General features: G+C 37.6%; 21 protein-coding genes and 1 tRNA gene. 18 read left to right on the top strand and 4 right to left on the bottom strand.

What is annotated here, in order from left to right:
• Positions 1-10 precede the first annotated feature (10 nt).
• From sdhB to ACIQZG_RS01565, 10 genes are all read left to right on the top strand, one after another.
• The gene (sdhB, locus tag ACIQZG_RS01610) at positions 11-790 is read left to right on the top strand and encodes a succinate dehydrogenase iron-sulfur subunit (protein ID WP_402753402.1); all 780 of its coding nucleotides are present in this window, start codon (positions 11-13) and stop codon (positions 788-790) included.
• 395 nt (positions 791-1,185) lie between these two features.
• Entirely contained in the window at positions 1,186-1,644 is a 459-nt protein-coding gene (locus ACIQZG_RS01605) for an acyl-CoA thioesterase (protein ID WP_402753401.1), read from the top strand.
• Positions 1,645-1,836: 192 nt separating this feature from the next.
• Positions 1,837-2,058, top strand: a complete 222-nt coding sequence (locus tag ACIQZG_RS01600) for a helix-turn-helix domain-containing protein (protein ID WP_402753400.1) — start codon at positions 1,837-1,839, stop codon at positions 2,056-2,058.
• A gap of 75 nt (positions 2,059-2,133) precedes the next feature.
• Positions 2,134-2,586: a MarR family winged helix-turn-helix transcriptional regulator gene (locus ACIQZG_RS01595; protein ID WP_402753399.1), complete on the top strand. Its 453-nt coding sequence runs from the start codon at positions 2,134-2,136 to the stop codon at positions 2,584-2,586.
• 10 nt (positions 2,587-2,596) lie between these two features.
• Complete coding sequence (gene racE, locus ACIQZG_RS01590) at positions 2,597-3,394, top strand: glutamate racemase (protein ID WP_402753398.1); 798 nt, start codon at positions 2,597-2,599, stop codon at positions 3,392-3,394.
• 166 nt (positions 3,395-3,560) lie between these two features.
• Positions 3,561-4,310: a ribonuclease PH gene (rph, locus tag ACIQZG_RS01585; protein WP_402753397.1), complete on the top strand. Its 750-nt coding sequence runs from the start codon at positions 3,561-3,563 to the stop codon at positions 4,308-4,310.
• Position 4,311: 1 nt separating this feature from the next.
• Complete coding sequence (locus ACIQZG_RS01580; RefSeq protein WP_402753396.1) at positions 4,312-4,905, top strand: XTP/dITP diphosphatase; 594 nt, start codon at positions 4,312-4,314, stop codon at positions 4,903-4,905.
• A gap of 12 nt (positions 4,906-4,917) precedes the next feature.
• Positions 4,918-5,418, top strand: a complete 501-nt coding sequence (locus tag ACIQZG_RS01575; protein WP_402753595.1) for a metallophosphoesterase — start codon at positions 4,918-4,920, stop codon at positions 5,416-5,418.
• A gap of 194 nt (positions 5,419-5,612) precedes the next feature.
• Positions 5,613-5,780: a DUF2639 domain-containing protein gene (locus tag ACIQZG_RS01570; RefSeq protein ID WP_402753594.1), complete on the top strand. Its 168-nt coding sequence runs from the start codon at positions 5,613-5,615 to the stop codon at positions 5,778-5,780.
• Positions 5,781-5,876: 96 nt separating this feature from the next.
• Positions 5,877-6,587 carry a YqjF family protein gene (locus tag ACIQZG_RS01565; protein WP_402753395.1) on the top strand — a complete coding sequence of 237 codons (711 nt, stop codon included), beginning with the start codon at positions 5,877-5,879 and terminating at the stop codon, positions 6,585-6,587.
• A 39-nt stretch (positions 6,588-6,626) separates the two neighbouring features.
• On the opposite strand, the gene ACIQZG_RS01560 is transcribed toward ACIQZG_RS01565, so the two are convergent.
• Both ACIQZG_RS01560 and ACIQZG_RS01555 read right to left on the bottom strand, forming a co-directional pair.
• A complete protein-coding gene (locus ACIQZG_RS01560) occupies positions 6,627-7,295 on the bottom strand; it encodes a hypothetical protein (protein WP_402753394.1) in 669 nt (222 codons plus the stop codon).
• 139 nt (positions 7,296-7,434) lie between these two features.
• The gene (locus ACIQZG_RS01555; protein WP_402753393.1) at positions 7,435-8,181 is read right to left on the bottom strand and encodes an SDR family NAD(P)-dependent oxidoreductase; all 747 of its coding nucleotides are present in this window, start codon (positions 8,179-8,181) and stop codon (positions 7,435-7,437) included.
• 242 nt (positions 8,182-8,423) lie between these two features.
• Between ACIQZG_RS01555 and ACIQZG_RS01550 the strand changes: the two genes are divergently transcribed.
• The 4 genes from ACIQZG_RS01550 (at position 8,424) to ACIQZG_RS01535 (ending at position 10,783) form a co-directional block, all read left to right on the top strand.
• Positions 8,424-8,497, top strand: a tRNA-Arg gene (locus ACIQZG_RS01550).
• A 158-nt stretch (positions 8,498-8,655) separates the two neighbouring features.
• Positions 8,656-8,799, top strand: a complete 144-nt coding sequence (locus tag ACIQZG_RS01545) for a hypothetical protein (protein WP_402753392.1) — start codon at positions 8,656-8,658, stop codon at positions 8,797-8,799.
• A gap of 86 nt (positions 8,800-8,885) precedes the next feature.
• The gene (locus tag ACIQZG_RS01540) at positions 8,886-9,599 is read left to right on the top strand and encodes a hypothetical protein (RefSeq protein WP_402753391.1); all 714 of its coding nucleotides are present in this window, start codon (positions 8,886-8,888) and stop codon (positions 9,597-9,599) included.
• 407 nt (positions 9,600-10,006) lie between these two features.
• Complete coding sequence (locus ACIQZG_RS01535) at positions 10,007-10,783, top strand: hypothetical protein (protein WP_402753390.1); 777 nt, start codon at positions 10,007-10,009, stop codon at positions 10,781-10,783.
• Between the two features lie 173 nt (positions 10,784-10,956).
• Here ACIQZG_RS01535 and ACIQZG_RS01530 read toward each other — a convergent pair whose 3' ends face one another.
• On the bottom strand, positions 10,957-11,136 hold the full coding sequence (locus ACIQZG_RS01530) for a hypothetical protein (protein WP_402753389.1): 180 nt from the start codon (positions 11,134-11,136) through the stop codon (positions 10,957-10,959).
• A 345-nt stretch (positions 11,137-11,481) separates the two neighbouring features.
• On the bottom strand, positions 11,482-11,691 hold the full coding sequence (locus tag ACIQZG_RS01525; protein WP_402753388.1) for a hypothetical protein: 210 nt from the start codon (positions 11,689-11,691) through the stop codon (positions 11,482-11,484).
• A 457-nt stretch (positions 11,692-12,148) separates the two neighbouring features.
• Here ACIQZG_RS01525 and ACIQZG_RS01520 point away from each other — a divergent pair, with 457 nt between their 5' ends.
• From ACIQZG_RS01520 to pstB, 4 genes are read left to right on the top strand one after another with little or no spacing between them, the layout of a single operon-like run.
• Positions 12,149-12,979, top strand: a complete 831-nt coding sequence (locus ACIQZG_RS01520) for a phosphate ABC transporter substrate-binding protein (protein ID WP_402753387.1) — start codon at positions 12,149-12,151, stop codon at positions 12,977-12,979.
• Between the two features lie 21 nt (positions 12,980-13,000).
• Positions 13,001-13,915 carry a phosphate ABC transporter permease subunit PstC gene (gene pstC, locus ACIQZG_RS01515; protein WP_402753386.1) on the top strand — a complete coding sequence of 305 codons (915 nt, stop codon included), beginning with the start codon at positions 13,001-13,003 and terminating at the stop codon, positions 13,913-13,915.
• A 1-nt stretch (position 13,916) separates the two neighbouring features.
• Positions 13,917-14,741 (top strand): phosphate ABC transporter permease PstA, encoded by an 825-nt coding sequence (pstA, locus tag ACIQZG_RS01510; protein WP_402753385.1) that lies wholly within the window; start codon positions 13,917-13,919, stop codon positions 14,739-14,741.
• Positions 14,742-14,756: 15 nt separating this feature from the next.
• Positions 14,757-15,572: a phosphate ABC transporter ATP-binding protein PstB gene (pstB, locus tag ACIQZG_RS01505; RefSeq protein WP_402753384.1), complete on the top strand. Its 816-nt coding sequence runs from the start codon at positions 14,757-14,759 to the stop codon at positions 15,570-15,572.
• Positions 15,573-15,583: the final 11 nt, after the last annotated feature.

Genomic DNA, 15,583 nt, shown 5'->3' with positions numbered 1-15,583 from the left:
GCTAAGAATTATGGAAATGACAGGTAACACTGGCAGAACAGTAAAAGTTGAAATTTTACGACAAGATACACAAGGTGGCAATGGCTACTGGCAGAAATTCGAAGTTCCTTATCGTCATGGTATGAACGTTATTTCTGTATTAATGGAAATTCAAAAAAATCCTACTACAGCTTCTGGTGAAACAACAACACCTGTAGCTTGGGATATGAACTGTCTAGAAGAAGTTTGTGGTGCATGTTCAATGGTGATTAACGGACGTCCTCGTCAATCATGTTCGACACTGATTGACCAATTGACTGAACCAGTTAAACTTGAACCAATGAAAACTTTCCCAGTTATTCGTGACTTACAGGTTGACCGTGACCGTATGTTTAATGCGCTGAAAAAAGTTAAAGCATGGGTTCCAATCGATGGTACTTACGATTTAGGCGAAGGTCCACGTATGCCTGAAAACAAACGTCAATGGGCTTATGAATTATCGAAATGTATGACTTGTGGTGTATGTATGGAAGCATGTCCAAACGTGTCTGAAAAAGCTTCATTCATCGGACCAGCACCATTATCACAAGTACGTCTTTTCAACACTCACCCAACTGGTGCAATGATTAAAAACGAACGTTTAAATGCAATCATGGGCGACGGTGGTCTTGCGAACTGCGGTAACTCTCAAAACTGTGTAGCAGCTTGTCCTAAAGGTATTCCTTTAACAACTTCTATCGCATCTTTAAACCGTGCGACTACAGTACAAATGTTCCGTAACTTCTTCGGTTCAGACCACATGGTTGACTAATTGTACAAGCCAAACTCCCTTACATATTCGTGTAAGGGAGTTTTTTTACATTAATTCCGGAGTAGAGGCTCATTACTATAACTTGGGATTGATTTCCGTTCCAATGTTGATATTCTCTTTAACCAAATGTCATTCCCGAACCTGAGTGGATGGATTAAAACCGTAAAGTGACGGATCGACCTTGTGAAAGCAGAGATAGAACGAGCAGTAAGTGAGTTGATATATTAAAAAACAGAAATATCTGATTTTTATGGGATAATAGTATCTTTTCCGTTATAATGAATAAGAATTCATTATAACTGCATTGGTAGAAGATCCAAGTAATTGTTGAATGCGGTTAGGCTTCCGGGCACAATTACTCGGAGGTTTATTTGAAAACAAAGGGGATGGGAAATATGAAGGCAAGTTATGTGGGGGACTATGAGAAATGGTTGAATGATTTTCAATTTTTTATTGAGGTGCGTGTGCGTTTCTCAGAAACAGATATGTATGGTCATATGAATAACACAGTAAGTTTTACGTACTTTGAGCAGGCGCGCATCGATTATTTCCGTCATATAGGGGTGCTTATGCCATCAGCTATTGATGAAAATGTAAAAGGTATTCCGATTGTGGCAGATTTGCAATGCGATTATGTGCAACAGGTTTTCTTTGATGATGTGTTACGTATTTATACAAAGGTTTCGAATGTTGGTAATTCGTCAATGGATATTCATTATGTAGCGAAAAATCAAAAGAATGAAGTATGCTTCACTGGTCGAGGTACAATTGTACAAATGGACCCGCGAACTGGTAAGAGTGTGCCACTTTCAGAAGAAGAAAAACTACGTTTGAAATCACTAGCAATCATTTAACGTTGTGGGGCTAATGTTTTTATATGGGTAAAGTAGGGCGACTGTCACGAATAAATAGCCCGTAATTGCTTAATATAGAAGAAACGAGTAAAAAATTTGCTGAATGTTAATTTATTGATGCAATAGCCGTCACCGCTCTTCACTCCTTTACATAAGTTACAATACGTGAGGGGGAGGAGGGTGTGACTAAATATGAATGGCTCCCATCATCGTTCTCTTTTAACTAACCGAGAACGTGAAATATTTGCGCTATTACTAGCGGAAAAAACAACGAAAGATATTGCAGAGCAGCTTGGTATTAGTGAAAAGACTGTACGTAATCATATTTCCAATACAATTCAAAAACTAGGTGTGACGAATCGTTCACAAGCCATTATTGAGCTATTACGCTTAGAAGAATTCAAATTAGAATAAATGGACTCTTGCTATTTTGAGAAAAAAACGACAAAATAGAACTATTCAACGTATTTTTAGGAGTGGAATAGTTATATGTCGGATGAAGTAACAAAGCACTCACCTGAAACCGTTGCAACGGTTGAAAAGGAATTACGCTATATAGCGGCCATTGTGAAACAAAAAGGAAGAGAAATTGTTTCGCAGTATGCGATTACGCCGCCACAATTTGTTGCATTACAGTGGTTAGAAGAGCTTGGAGATATAACTATTGGCGATTTGTCTAATCGTTTGTATTTAGCCTTTAGCACAACAACAGATTTAGTGGACCGAATGGAGAAAAATGAATTAGTCAAACGCGTGCGTGACGAAAATGATCGCCGTGTTGTGGTCATACATCTCCTTGAAAAAGGCGAACGAATTATACAAGAAGTAATTGAAAAACGACAGCAGTATTTGCAAGAAATGCTGGTGGGTTTTGACGTCCAAGAAACCGAGCAATTTTCGAACTATTTACAAAAACTACATGTACACATGAAACAGGATTGAGGCGGAAAGTATGAATGCCCCGATAGGCGTTATTGATTCAGGAGTAGGCGGTTTAACCGTAGCAAAAGAAATTATGAAACTATTACCAAACGAAACAATCTATTATATTGGTGATACAGCAAGATGTCCGTATGGTCCACGTAGTCGACAAGAAGTACGGAATTTTACTTGGCAAATGGCAAAAGCATTGGAAAAAATGAATGTTAAAATGCTTGTCATTGCTTGTAATACAGCTACTGCGGTAGCCCTTGAAAGTTTACAAAGAAATATGCCCTTTCCAGTATTAGGTGTTATTAATGCTGGAGCACGTGCAGCTGTTAAAAAAACAAAGCGACATGAAGTCGTGGTCCTAGCTACAGAAGGGACGATTAAAAGCGGTGCCTATGAGGAAGCATTGACGTCACTTAATACGTCAACGCATATTATCCCCCTTGCTTGCCCAACATTCGTACCAATCGTAGAAAGTGGCGAGTACAAAGGTGAGTTTGCGAGTAAATTAATCGCAGAAGGTTTGAAACCTTTAAAAAATGAACAGTTTGATACTGTTATTTTAGGATGCACACATTACCCAATTTTGCAAAAGCAAATTGAAGCTGTCGTCGGAGAAGATGTTTTTGTTCTTTCTTCTGCAGAAGAAACAGCAAAAGATGTGCAGGAAATGCTTGCGTATAACGGTACATTGGCAGATTCAAATGCTGTATCTGCTCATAAATTTTTTGCAACAGGCTCGGTGCCAATTTTCCGCTCGATTGCAGAAAGCTGGCTTGAACAAGGTACGTTAGACATTAATCGCATTACACTAAAATAAAAAATCAGCTTAGCTTTTTAGCCAGGCTGATTTTTCATGTATAAGCTAAAGCGCTTGTCGAAAGTAGATAAGCGCTTTAGCATTTTTCGTAGTAAGGTGGCACTTTTTTGAAACTTAAAATTGTGATAAGATGAGTGCGCGAAAGATTTTAGGAGGAACGAATATAATGACTAGATATGATGGAAGAAATGCGGATGCACTGCGTCCTGTAAACATGGATAGCGACTATTTACTACACCCAGAAGGTTCAGTTTTAATCCAAGTGGGGAACACAAAGGTAATATGTACAGCAACAGTTGAAGACAAAGTACCGGGCTTTTTACGTGGACAAGGCAAGGGATGGGTTACAGCAGAATACTCAATGCTACCACGTGCAACAGCACAACGTACAGCTCGTGAATCATCTCGTGGTAAAGTGAATGGACGTACAATGGAAATCCAACGTCTAATCGGTCGTGCATTACGTGCTATCGTTGATTTAGAGGCGCTGGGCGAGCGTACAGTTTGGATTGACTGTGACGTTATTCAAGCAGATGGAGGAACGCGTACAGCTTCAATTACAGGTGCATTCGTAGCAATGACACAAGCAATCGGCAAGCTAGCTGAAGAAAAGAAACTAGCTAAATTCCCAGTGACAGACTTTTTAGCTGCTACTAGTGTAGGGATTGTTGAAGAACAAGGGCCTGTTTTAGACTTAAACTATGTAGAAGATGTAGCTGCGGCAGTGGATATGAACATTGTCATGACAGGTGCTGGTCGTTATGTAGAGTTACAAGGAACTGGTGAAGAAGCTACTTTCTCACGTGAGGAATTAAACGAGCTACTAGCGCTTGGCGAAAAAGGAATTCGCGAATTAATCAATATGCAAAAAGAAGTATTAGGTGAACTTGCAAGTAAAGTAGGAGGAGACTGCTAATATGAAACAAGTTGTCATTGCCACTAAAAACAAAGGTAAAGCAAAGGATTTCGAAGCACTATTTGGCCCGCTAGGCTATGAAGTAGTGACGATGTTTGATGTAGCTCCAGATATGGAAATTGAAGAAACAGGCACAACATTTGAAGAAAATGCTGTATTAAAAGCAGAGGCACTTGCTAAAGCACTGGGTACAATCGTGATTGCAGATGATAGTGGTCTTGCAGTAGACGCATTAGACGGCGAACCAGGTGTATATTCAGCACGCTACGCTGGTGATCATGATGACGAAGCGAATATGGTGAAGTTACTGGAGAATTTACAAGGCGTAGCAGATGAAAAGCGTACAGCACGTTTTTGCTGCTGTATCGCTATTGCAGGTCCAGACTTAGACACGACAACTGTTTTTGGTACTTGTGAAGGTGTTATTGCCCATGAAAAACGCGGTACAAATGGCTTTGGATACGATCCAGTGTTCTTTGTACCAAGCTTAAATCGTATGATGGCAGAATTAACACCTGAAGAAAAAGGTGCCATTTCTCACCGAGGTAATGCCATTCGCCAGCTGAAAGAAATACTACCAACTCTTATAAAATAAGGAGTGATGTCCATGCAAGTTTTAGTCATGAGTGATACCCATGGGGATAGTCAAGTCATTGAAAAAGTACGTGGATTTTATCCAAATGCAGCTGAGATGATTCATTGCGGAGATAGCGAGCTTGCCTTTTCTCATACTGCATTAGCAGATATGCAAAAAGTGCGTGGCAATTGTGATATGGAGTCGGCGTTTCCGGATGAAGCGGTATTTGAGGTGGATGATATTACATTTTTTGTAACACATGGGCATTTATTCAATGTGAAGTCTTCCATTTTATCGTTATCTTACCGGGCGAAAGAGGTAAGCGCGCAAATCGTCTGCTTCGGCCATTCGCATTTGTTAGGCGCTGAGATGATCGATGGTGTATTGTTCTTAAATCCAGGTAGCTTATTAAAGCCGCGTGGACGCAAAGAGAAAAGCTTTGCCGTTGTAGAAATACGTGATGATCAATTCCGAGTGGATTTCTTTACTGATGATAACGACTGCATTTCTTCACATACTTTTACGAGGTAGTTTACATTAGCAAGATAAGTACTTTACTATTTATTCAATTGTACAGGTATCAGTCACATGACTTTTATCTGAGCTTGAATGAGTAGTAAGGTGCTTTTTATTTTAGGCAATTTTCGTTAAGCGGAACGGAAAAAAGTTTGCTAGCATATCGTATGTATGGAGAGATAAATTGAAGGAGAATGATCGCCGTGCATATGTATTCTAAAGGTTGGTTTGTGAAGGAATTACGGGCAAGGGGAGTCATGGTGCATCCGCTATTACGCAATCACTTGGGACTCTATAAAGAATCAGAATTACGTCATTTATATTATAAATTGCTGGAGAAAGAACAGGAAAGTAAGAGCGATTTAGAAGGATCCTGAAGCACCCAATTATCATATTGGGTGTTTTCTAAGATGCTTGTTTGGATGAGATCCCTGTGGGAAATAACTAGATTTGACTGAGAGGAGGAGCCAAAGGTGAAAAAAACTTGGATGATCACACAACAGTGGGAAGATGTATTATTTCTTCATTGGCCAGTTCCATTTGATGAATTAAAGCAACATATCCCTCAAGAACTTGAACTTGATCTTTATGGAAATAAAGCTTGGCTTAGTCTAGTCCTATTTAAAGTAAAAGGGAATAGGCTAAGGTTAACACCTTCTTTGCCAGGTGTTAGTTCTTTCTTACAACTAAATGTGCGGACATATGTCACTTGTAATGAGAAGAAAGGCGTCTATTTCTTTAACCTAGATGCAAGTAATGCCCTTATCGTACAAATAACAACATTCGTTCATTTATTGCCTTACAGACGCGCAAAAATGACGTTGGAAAAAGAGGGGAATACCTTTTCCTACACTAGTAGCTATCAAAGCCAAAAAGCATTAGAAGAGAAGTTGATAGTTACATTTGAACCAATGCCTGTTCGGATAGAAAGTCGTGCATTCGAAAGTTGGTTAATCGAGCGCTATCATTTATGGACAAAAATGAAAACTCGTTTACTTCGCATCGATACTTGCCATTCACCGTGGCGTTTGCAGAAGGTAAATGTCGTCATCCATCACAACACGATGGCTCCATTTGTAAATAGTTTTAGGCAAGGCAGTCAGCCAATCGTCCATTATTCAAAATATAAAAAGGCACGAATTTTCCGTCCTGTAATGGAAACTAAAAAAGTACCAAGTCATTAACAATTCGAAATTGTCGACGGCTTGGTACTTTTACTTTTGTTAAAAACGATAATAAAATTGCATAACGATAGCCGATGCAATCATATCAGACATAGCTAAAGCCTCTGCTTCAATTTCATCAAAAATTTCAATATCTCTTTTATAGTTTTTCTGAATCATCGTCACAGCTTCATCTTTCGTTAATGCTAAATGTGTATAAAACATTTTTTGTACATCTTCTTTTCTCAAACATGGATTAATGCTACTTAAAAACACTGAAATATCATCTGCATTGCGATACCATTCTTTTTCCTTTAACGCTGCAGTTTCAGCGTCACCTTTAACAGCAGCAGTAACAAGCTCTGCTGCTAGGACTAGATGTTCTTTAATCAGCTCGGCATAGCGGTCTGCGATTTGATCGCCGTAAAATGGACGGAGACAATTACCCAAATCGGTCGCATTTCGTAGCAGTCGTTCTTGTACAAACGGTAAATCAGGCAAGCCGAATACAATGCTAATAATAGTCATCCTCGTCCAATTGACATGCTCCATCCATAGCAGACGATTCATCGCCATAAAATCAGATTCAGCCTTACTAATGCAGCGATAGTCATTTGCAGATGGTTGCTGGTTTAAGAAGTGGCGGATCGGCGCGGTATATTGTGAAGAAGGATTTGTATAGATTGATCTGAGCGAATTCGCGTAAAATCCATATTGGTAAGGAAACACCGTATTTTCATTCCTTTCCTCATACTATTGTTGAACGAAAATGTTCTTTCAATAGCATACTCAGAGGTGCCTTAGAATGTGAAAAAATTAGGGAGTATCCACTGCGAAGGACATTTAAATTGTAGGAACAAGTTTTTTATTAATCCTCATACATCATTTTCTTGGTCATTCCACCATCAATCGTAAGGTTTGTCCCTGTTACAAAATTATTGTCCGGGTTTGTAAAGTAGAGGCAAGCTTGTGCAATATCCGCTGGCTTACCTACACGACCTGATAAATGTTGTGCATGATCAATAGTAAGTAAGCCTTCATAGTCACCCGTTTCAATCCAGCCAGGTGAGATACAATTGACAGTAATCCTATCAGGTCCTAGAGAGCGTGCTAGTGCATGCGTTAATGCAACGATGCCACCTTTTGTGGTCGCATAGGCTTCTGTGAAAGGTTCAGACATAAAAGCGCGCGTAGAGGCCATTGAAACGATAGAACCCCCATTTTCATTATCACGCATAATTTTCGCTGCCTCTCTAGAGCAGAAAAATACGCTACTTAAATTTGTTTGAATGACATGATTCCAATCTTCCATGGATAAATCATAAGGGGAGGTATACTGAAACGTGCCTGCATTATTAATTAGAATATTGATTGTGCCAAAGTGGTTGACCGTTTGCTGCATTAAAGAAACTATGTCTTGCTCTTTGCTGACATCCGTTTGGATAAATAGCCTTGAACATCCCATCGCCTGCAATTCACTTTCTAATTGTTTTCCCTTAGCGAGATCAATATCGGCAATGACTACCTTTGCGCCACTTTTTGCATAAGCCAATGCTACGCCACGACCAATTCCTTGCGCTCCACCAGTAATTACAACAACTGAATCATGAAACATAAAGATTCCTCCGATTTATCTGTTTTAAATTATTTTAACAAAATAATTAATATTTTTATGTTCCTAAAGAACTCAAAATAAGCTATAATAAATCAGTCACAGTATGGGAGTATCATTGCACAAATGTATTTGCTATAATTTCTAGGGAAATATTTTCTGTATAGTAAAATTCATGTTGACTTTGTTAGAAATATCGCATATAATAATTATTGTCTTTACTAATGAATTAGTGAAGTAACCATGTCTCAGTAGCTCAGCAGGATAGAGCAACGGCCTTCTAAGCCGTCGGTCGGGGGTTCGAATCCCTCCTGGGACGTCAATTGCAAATCGAAGGTTGATATTCAACCAAAAAGAAAAACGCTTGAAACCTTGTGGATACTGGGTTTTGAGCGTTTTTCACATTGTCTAAAGTATATCGAGAATCGCGTTAGACCACTCCCTTGATGGAGGGTCTTTCGTAAGTGGACCATTTGTTTGAAGATAATCAATCCATCATCTGTGGAGGACAAGAATCACAATGAGCGTCCAGTACCTTTCTACAATTGGTTAAATGAACGTGATAGTCATCCGCAATCTAGTAGTAGACAGGGCAATTTGGAAAATTGGTTGGAATGGTAAATGGAAATAGTTATCCAAATAAATTTTATTTGAGGTATTATTAAAATGGTTCAAACAAAATTGAACTAGAGGAAGGCGTATGAAATATGAAAATAAAAAGCGTTGTTATTACAATTGTCGCATTTTTATTTATAGTTATTGCAGGGTATAGTTCTGGGACAGAAGAAGAGTCTATGGGTGAAGTTGAAAAGGAAAGTTATACGCAAGAACGGGTAGAGTCTATGTTCAGTGAAGAAAATCTGGAGGCAGCGAAAGAACGACTAGAGGAACGGGGTGGCTCAGATTATATGATACCACATGAGCATACTGCTATCGGAGAAAATCAATCAACTGTAGTAGAACTTAAAGAGTCGGACATTTTAGACGGAGAAGATTCTAGTTTTGAAAAGTATGACAACGTAGGAGAAATACGTCTTGATACGTTAGAGCTGGACTCTACTTTTGAGGATCAAGATAAATATACAAAGGTGCTGCTTACAGAACTAGGAATGGAGGATTATTATTATGCAAAGCGTTATCCTCTATTGTGGACAGCCGGTATTCCTCCAGATGGACTCAAAGAGCATAGTGATGGCACTCTATCTTTTTATCTAAGTAAATACTCTGTGCTTATAAATTGTCACTTTCAGGGCGCTAATCCTGACGTGAAAGAAAAAATTATCAGAAACATGGAGCACGTATATAAAAACAATACACCTATAATTGTCTATGGAGAATATGAGCAGTTTCTGGACGAAGAAGGATACCCTGGCTATCGTCTTATCGTTCATCGAATAGGCTTTAAAGAGGTCATAATTTAATAAAAGAAAAACTAAGGATTTGAAAACAACCCTGAATTATTCATGGAAATGATTTTTAGAAATTTTCCAATTAAGACCACTCCGTGATGGGTGGTCTTTAGTATTTGGACTATTTGTTTGAAGATAATCAAATCATCATCTGTGGAGGACAAGACTCACAATGAGTGTCCAGAGCCTTTTATAACTGGCTTAATGAACGTGATAGCCATCCACAAATAAATAGTAATAGACCGAATTTGGATAACTAGCATTTATGGTAGCAATGGTGAAATTAGACTAAGTCCAGTTACTCTAATTTTGTTAAATTTCTCACAGTATTATTTTTTTCGTTGTTAGAATATTAGATTATTAGTATATAATACCAATATAATGTGTTTTCTAACATAAAGATGAGTAGGGGGAGAATTATGAAAAAAATTTTTATGGTGTTACTAGTAGTATTTGTATTAGCGGTAGTACATCCAACAAAATCAGAAGCAATCGTAAGGTATGATGGAGCAGATGTGTATAAAGACCAAACTGGAAAAATGACCTTTACAAAAGACATCAAGGTATACAAGAAAAATGAAGATGGTACATTTGATTCGCTAGTGGTGAAGCGAAATAATTATTTTAGAACGTATGAAATTGAAAAATATGATGGCAAAACATTCTATCAAATGGGGCAATATCGGGTACAAGCAACGGATTTGGTAGTTTTCAAAGAAGTACCGATCGATATACGTTCATCATTCTATAACAATCCAGCCTATGTCATGATTAATCATCAGGGCGTGAAAACTAACGGTATGGATAATTTCATTGAATATGGCACACTTTTTATAGTTGGAAAACGAGAAGAGGTTTGTAGACCACAAGTACTATTAGTTTCTATTGAGAAGGGTAAATTAAATTACCATTATTGTGTTGGAGACATTGAAGGTGGAGATGTAACCGGTACAGGTATTCTTGATAGCACCGATATTCGAATTTTTGAAAAGAAAACAAGAAATAAAGGCTCATATATACTAACAGAAGATACAGAACAATATAATGGCCCGGTGATAACAAGATACTATGGAAAAGTGTTGAAAGGAACTGTCTTTTATTCACCAGGAATTGAGATTAATGGTTATTTGATGGTGGGAGATGTGAATTTTGGTTTTATTCCAGCAAATCTATTGAAGCCAGTTGAAGATAAGTGATAGAGTAGGAATTATATTAAGCCCTCTTATTTATTTCATAAGGGGCTATTTTTTTATGGTTTGTTGACATGCGGAAAGTTTGTTTGTTTGTTGATGTCTTAGGCTTAGCTGATAACAATTAAAAAGACCACTCCGTGATGGGTGGTCAAAAAAATATGCTAAAAAGGCTTAGATCATAACGAAGTTGATTTGCTTTGTTTCGAATTCCTAACGTCTCCAGGCGGGCGAGCGGGTTCAGTATGTCCATTACGCTCATTAGGCTTTTTATTATTACTGGAGTCTGCTCTACTAGAAAATGATTGTTTTATTGTCTCGTCTGTTGCAAATTCTGTATCTTTTTTATCTCTTTTCATTTCAACACCTCCTAAAGATATTATTTAACTTATCCAATAAAATATACTTTGAGCATGAGTGTCTAAAAGCAAGGTAAACATTATAGTTATAAACATTTGATATATCAATGTTTTAGCATGTCCTCCTGGACGTCAATTAAACAGTCACAAACCATTGATACTATTGGATTTGTGAGAAACTAGGGATTCAGTCGGGGCTTCGGTCACTTACGTAGAATCCCTTTTTTATTACCCTGAAAATTACGTTAATAGCATTCAAAAATTATCTTCCAATTCATTTGAGTGGAGGATTTTTTTATTACAATTCATCATTCTATATAAGCCTGATGTTATCTATTAAATTCCTCACTTAAAAAGATCCGATAAATAATTAAATTCGCCACGCCTGTTAATGTAAGTGAAATTTCTCGAATCCGAAAATGCATTCACACGTGTAGGAGCAATAAACTTCGCTGTTTTCATTTCTTCAAACATAACTTCATTTTCGCCAATACCGTCTAAAAGTAAAATAATAGGTGGGATTTTCCAGAATTTAAAATTGTAATAACTACACATACTTAAAATAGTTAATGCTTTTGTAAACGTTATGTAAATTTATTTTCAGAAAGTAATAAAAATGGGCAATTTTAAAGAAGATATATTACCAATATAAAGAAATCTAACTGCACATCGCCAAATTTCAGACATATTTGTAGGCGGAAGTATGATGAAAGAAATGAAATGTAAAGAAGAAGAAAATAATTCATTTCACTGCTATTGGTAGTGAAAAAATCGAATGAATTAAAGTGAAAATAAACAAGGGATTTATTAGTTAAACTAATGCATAAACGTAAATTTTATTAAATAACAGATACATTTATTAGAAAATAAAGAAAAATCTTAATGTATTTTACTGTCTATTAACGACTGATTTATGAAATTTACATAAGGTTTACATTCTTTATATATGGAGTTAATTTTATTCCTTTATTGTTAAGATAACGAAAGAAACTACTTGGGGGATTAATCAAACATGTGGAAAAAATTACTTTACTTTCTTTGCTTTACAGTACTATTAATTGTTCTTGTAGCTTGTAGTAATGAAAAAGATACAGCAGATACACAAACAGGTGGCTCGCTTGTAACGATTTCAGGTTCTACATCAATAGGGCCGCTTGCAGAGAAGCTAGCTATGAAATATGAAGAAGAAAACGACGTGAAAATTGAAGTAAACCAAATAGGTTCTTCGGCAGGTATTACAAATGCAATCAACGGTGTTTCTCAAATCGGGATGGCATCACGTGACTTAAAGCAAGAAGAAAAAGACAGTAATTTACAAGAATTGATTATTGCTTATGATGGCATTGTTGTTGTAGCACATCCATCCAACCCTATAAAAAATTTAACGATGGAACAGGTGAAGCGAATTTTCACAGGTGAGGTTACGAACTGGAAAGAGATTGGTGGCAAGGACATGGAAATTGTTGTTGTTTCACGTGAGGATGGTTCAGGATCACGTGATGCGTTCCAAGAAATCGTGGGCTATAAATCAGGCCAGCTTATTAAAAATGCGATTGTAGCAAGTGGTAACGGGAATATTAAAACGACAGTTGCAATGAACAAGCATGCAGTCGGATTTATTTCCTTTGAATATGTAGATGAATCAATTTCGACAATGGATATTAATGGAGTACAAGCAACGGCTGAAAATGTTTTAGCAGGACAATATGAACTATCTCGACCATTTTTATTTGTGCATAAAGAAGATGTACCGGAGTCAGCAAAGCAATTTATGGAGTTTATCTTAACGATTGAAGGGCAAAAGATTGTTGAATCAGCTGGTGCAATTCCGTTAACGAAATAAGTAGTCGTGGGGGACGAAAAAGTGGCAATACAACATTCAAAAGAAGTAGAACAACAGATTAGTAACGGAAATGCACGAAAGTACTTTTTTGAAAAATTATCATCGAAAATTTTCTTAGCCTGTGCATTGCTATCCGTAATTAGTTTATTACTTATCGTAGGATTTGTTTTTTATAAAGGGACTAACCCATTCGTAACAGGTGATTATAGCTTCCTAAGCTTTATCTTCGGATCAGAATGGGTGCCAAGTGAAGATAAATTCGGGATTTTCCCGATGATTGTTGCATCGATTTATGCGACGATTGGTGCTTTAGTAATCGGGGTTCCTGTTGGTTTATTTACGGCGATTTTTTTAGCTGAGATTGCACCGAAGCGCGTGGCGAAAATTGTGTCACCAGCAATTCAATTGTTAGCAGGTATTCCATCTGTATTGTATGGGGTATTTGGTTTAGCAATTATCGTACCATTTTTACAGGACAATTTAGGGCTTGCTCGTGGGCAAAGCTTAATCGCGGTTATTTTAGTATTAGCGATTATGATGCTTCCGACAGTTGTAACAGTAGCAGAAACAGCGATTCGTGCGGTACCAAAATCATATCATGAAGGTTCACTAGCATTAGGTGTTTCTGAAATTGGGACAATCTTTAAAGTTGTTGTTCCAGCAGCAAAATCAGGTATTATGGCTGCAATCGTTTTAGGTCTTGGACGTGCATTAGGTGAGACAATGGCTGTTATTTTAGTTGCGGGTAACTCATTAATTATCCCAACAAGCCTAACAGACAGTATACGTCCATTAACTACAAATATTGCACTTGAAATGGGCTATGCAGCAGGTACGCATCAGGAAATGTTATTTGCGACAGGTATCGTATTATTCTCTTTCATCTTAATTTTAAATTTTGTATTAGCTCGAATAACAGCGAAAGGTGGTCACTAAGGTGCGCCAAGCAAAAGATAATCTACTACGCGTAATGCTTTGGGGCTCAGCGTTTGTATCAGTAGCCATTTTAGTTACGATTGTTGGATATTTATTCTACAAAGGTTTTTCTTATATTAGCTTTGATTTTATTTTTGGTGACTATTCACCCATAGGTGGCGGCGGGCTTTTCCCGATGATTGTCACAACGATTTACACAATTATCATTTCATTAATTATTGCAACACCAATTGGGATTTTAGCAGCGGTTTACTTACAAGAGTATGCCAAGCAAGGTCGTTTAGTCCGCATCATCCGCTATGCAACGGAAAGCTTAACGGGTATTCCATCAATTATTTATGGTTTATTCGGTGCCGTATTCTTCGTAGCGATTTTGAAGTTAGGTATGTCGATCATAGCTGCTTCATTAACTTTAACAATCATCGTTTTGCCGGTTATTATTCGTACGACAGAGGAAGCGTTAAAAACGGTACCAGCATCATATCGTGAAGGTTCATTAGCATTAGGAACGACAAAGCTTCAAACACTGTATAAAGTCATTTTACCGAGCGCGATGCCTGGTATTTTATCGGGTATTATTTTATCAATCGGTCGTATTGTAGGAGAGTCGGCAGCGATTTTCTTAACAGCAGGTACAGTAGCCGCGATGCCAGATAGTATTTTCTCGTCTGCTCGTACATTAACAGTACACTCGTACTTAGTAACACAGGAATCAGGGGATATTGGTTTAGCAGCAGCAATCGGTATCGTATTGATAGTCATTATTTTAGTACTTAATTTATCGGCAACATATATTTCGAAAAAGTTCAATAAAGCAGATTATTAACAAAGGGGAATGGGCATGGTAATGATGGTATCGGAGGTAGCAGCAGTGAACAAACAACAACAAGTATCTACAGCATCAGCGCAATCTAAAATTCTTGTCAATGATTTAAATTTATTCTACGGGGAAAAGCAAGCTTTATTTAATGTTTCATTAGATATTAAGGAGAAGGAAGTAACGGCTTTAATCGGTCCTTCGGGATGTGGTAAATCGACTTTTCTACGTACGTTAAATCGTATGAATGATTTAATTGACGGTGTGCGTGTTAACGGTAACATTAATATTGATGGTGAAGATATTTACACTTCAAATGATGTGATAAAACTACGTACAAAAGTAGGAATGGTATTCCAAAAATCGAACCTATTCCCGATGAGTATTTATGACAATGTAGCATATGGTCCACGTATGCAAGGGATTAAAAATCGTAAAGTTCTAGATGCTTTAGTGGAGGAATCTTTACGGGGTGCGGCGATTTGGGATGAAGTAAAGGACCGTTTAAAAACATCAGCATTAGGTCTTTCGGGCGGTCAGCAACAGCGTATTTGTATTGCACGTGCCATTGCAATGAAGCCAGATGTTATTTTAATGGACGAGCCAACGAGTGCACTAGATCCAATTTCAACATTAAAAGTAGAAGAACTGATTACACAAATGAAAAAAGACTATACAATCGTCATTGTAACGCACAACATGCAACAGGCTGCGCGCATTAGTGATAAGACAGCTTTCTTCTTAAATGGAGAGGTTGTAGAGTATGATGATACAAATGTGATTTTCTCTACACCAAAAGATCAACAAACAGAAGATTATGTAACAGGTCGTTTCGGCTAATAGGGGGAAAT

Origin of the sequence: Lysinibacillus sp. NPDC096418, assembly GCF_044762775.1 — a bacterium.
In the GTDB taxonomy this organism is placed as follows: Bacteria; Bacillota; Bacilli; order Bacillales_A; family Planococcaceae; genus Lysinibacillus.
The sequence above is the reverse complement of the archived record's forward strand: the minus strand, read 5'-3'. Positions and strand labels throughout refer to the sequence as shown.

Bases quoted from the DNA above. Each gene is read 5' to 3' on its own strand.
- sdhB (WP_402753402.1), top strand. From the start codon at position 11: ATGGAAATGACAGGTAACACTGGCAGAACAGTAAAAGTTGAAATTTTA.
- ACIQZG_RS01605 (WP_402753401.1), top strand. From the start codon at position 1,186: ATGAAGGCAAGTTATGTGGGGGACTATGAGAAATGGTTGAATGATTTT.
- ACIQZG_RS01600 (WP_402753400.1), top strand. From the start codon at position 1,837: ATGAATGGCTCCCATCATCGTTCTCTTTTAACTAACCGAGAACGTGAA.
- ACIQZG_RS01595 (WP_402753399.1), top strand. From the start codon at position 2,134: ATGTCGGATGAAGTAACAAAGCACTCACCTGAAACCGTTGCAACGGTT.
- racE (WP_402753398.1), top strand. From the start codon at position 2,597: ATGAATGCCCCGATAGGCGTTATTGATTCAGGAGTAGGCGGTTTAACC.
- rph (WP_402753397.1), top strand. From the start codon at position 3,561: ATGACTAGATATGATGGAAGAAATGCGGATGCACTGCGTCCTGTAAAC.
- ACIQZG_RS01580 (WP_402753396.1), top strand. From the start codon at position 4,312: ATGAAACAAGTTGTCATTGCCACTAAAAACAAAGGTAAAGCAAAGGAT.
- ACIQZG_RS01575 (WP_402753595.1), top strand. From the start codon at position 4,918: ATGCAAGTTTTAGTCATGAGTGATACCCATGGGGATAGTCAAGTCATT.
- ACIQZG_RS01570 (WP_402753594.1), top strand. From the start codon at position 5,613: ATGTATTCTAAAGGTTGGTTTGTGAAGGAATTACGGGCAAGGGGAGTC.
- ACIQZG_RS01555 (WP_402753393.1), bottom strand. From the start codon at position 8,181: ATGTTTCATGATTCAGTTGTTGTAATTACTGGTGGAGCGCAAGGAATT.
- ACIQZG_RS01540 (WP_402753391.1), top strand. From the start codon at position 8,886: ATGAAAATAAAAAGCGTTGTTATTACAATTGTCGCATTTTTATTTATA.
- ACIQZG_RS01535 (WP_402753390.1), top strand. From the start codon at position 10,007: ATGAAAAAAATTTTTATGGTGTTACTAGTAGTATTTGTATTAGCGGTA.
- ACIQZG_RS01530 (WP_402753389.1), bottom strand. From the start codon at position 11,136: ATGAAAAGAGATAAAAAAGATACAGAATTTGCAACAGACGAGACAATA.
- ACIQZG_RS01525 (WP_402753388.1), bottom strand. From the start codon at position 11,691: ATGTGTAGTTATTACAATTTTAAATTCTGGAAAATCCCACCTATTATT.
- ACIQZG_RS01520 (WP_402753387.1), top strand. From the start codon at position 12,149: ATGTGGAAAAAATTACTTTACTTTCTTTGCTTTACAGTACTATTAATT.
- pstB (WP_402753384.1), top strand. From the start codon at position 14,757: ATGGTAATGATGGTATCGGAGGTAGCAGCAGTGAACAAACAACAACAA.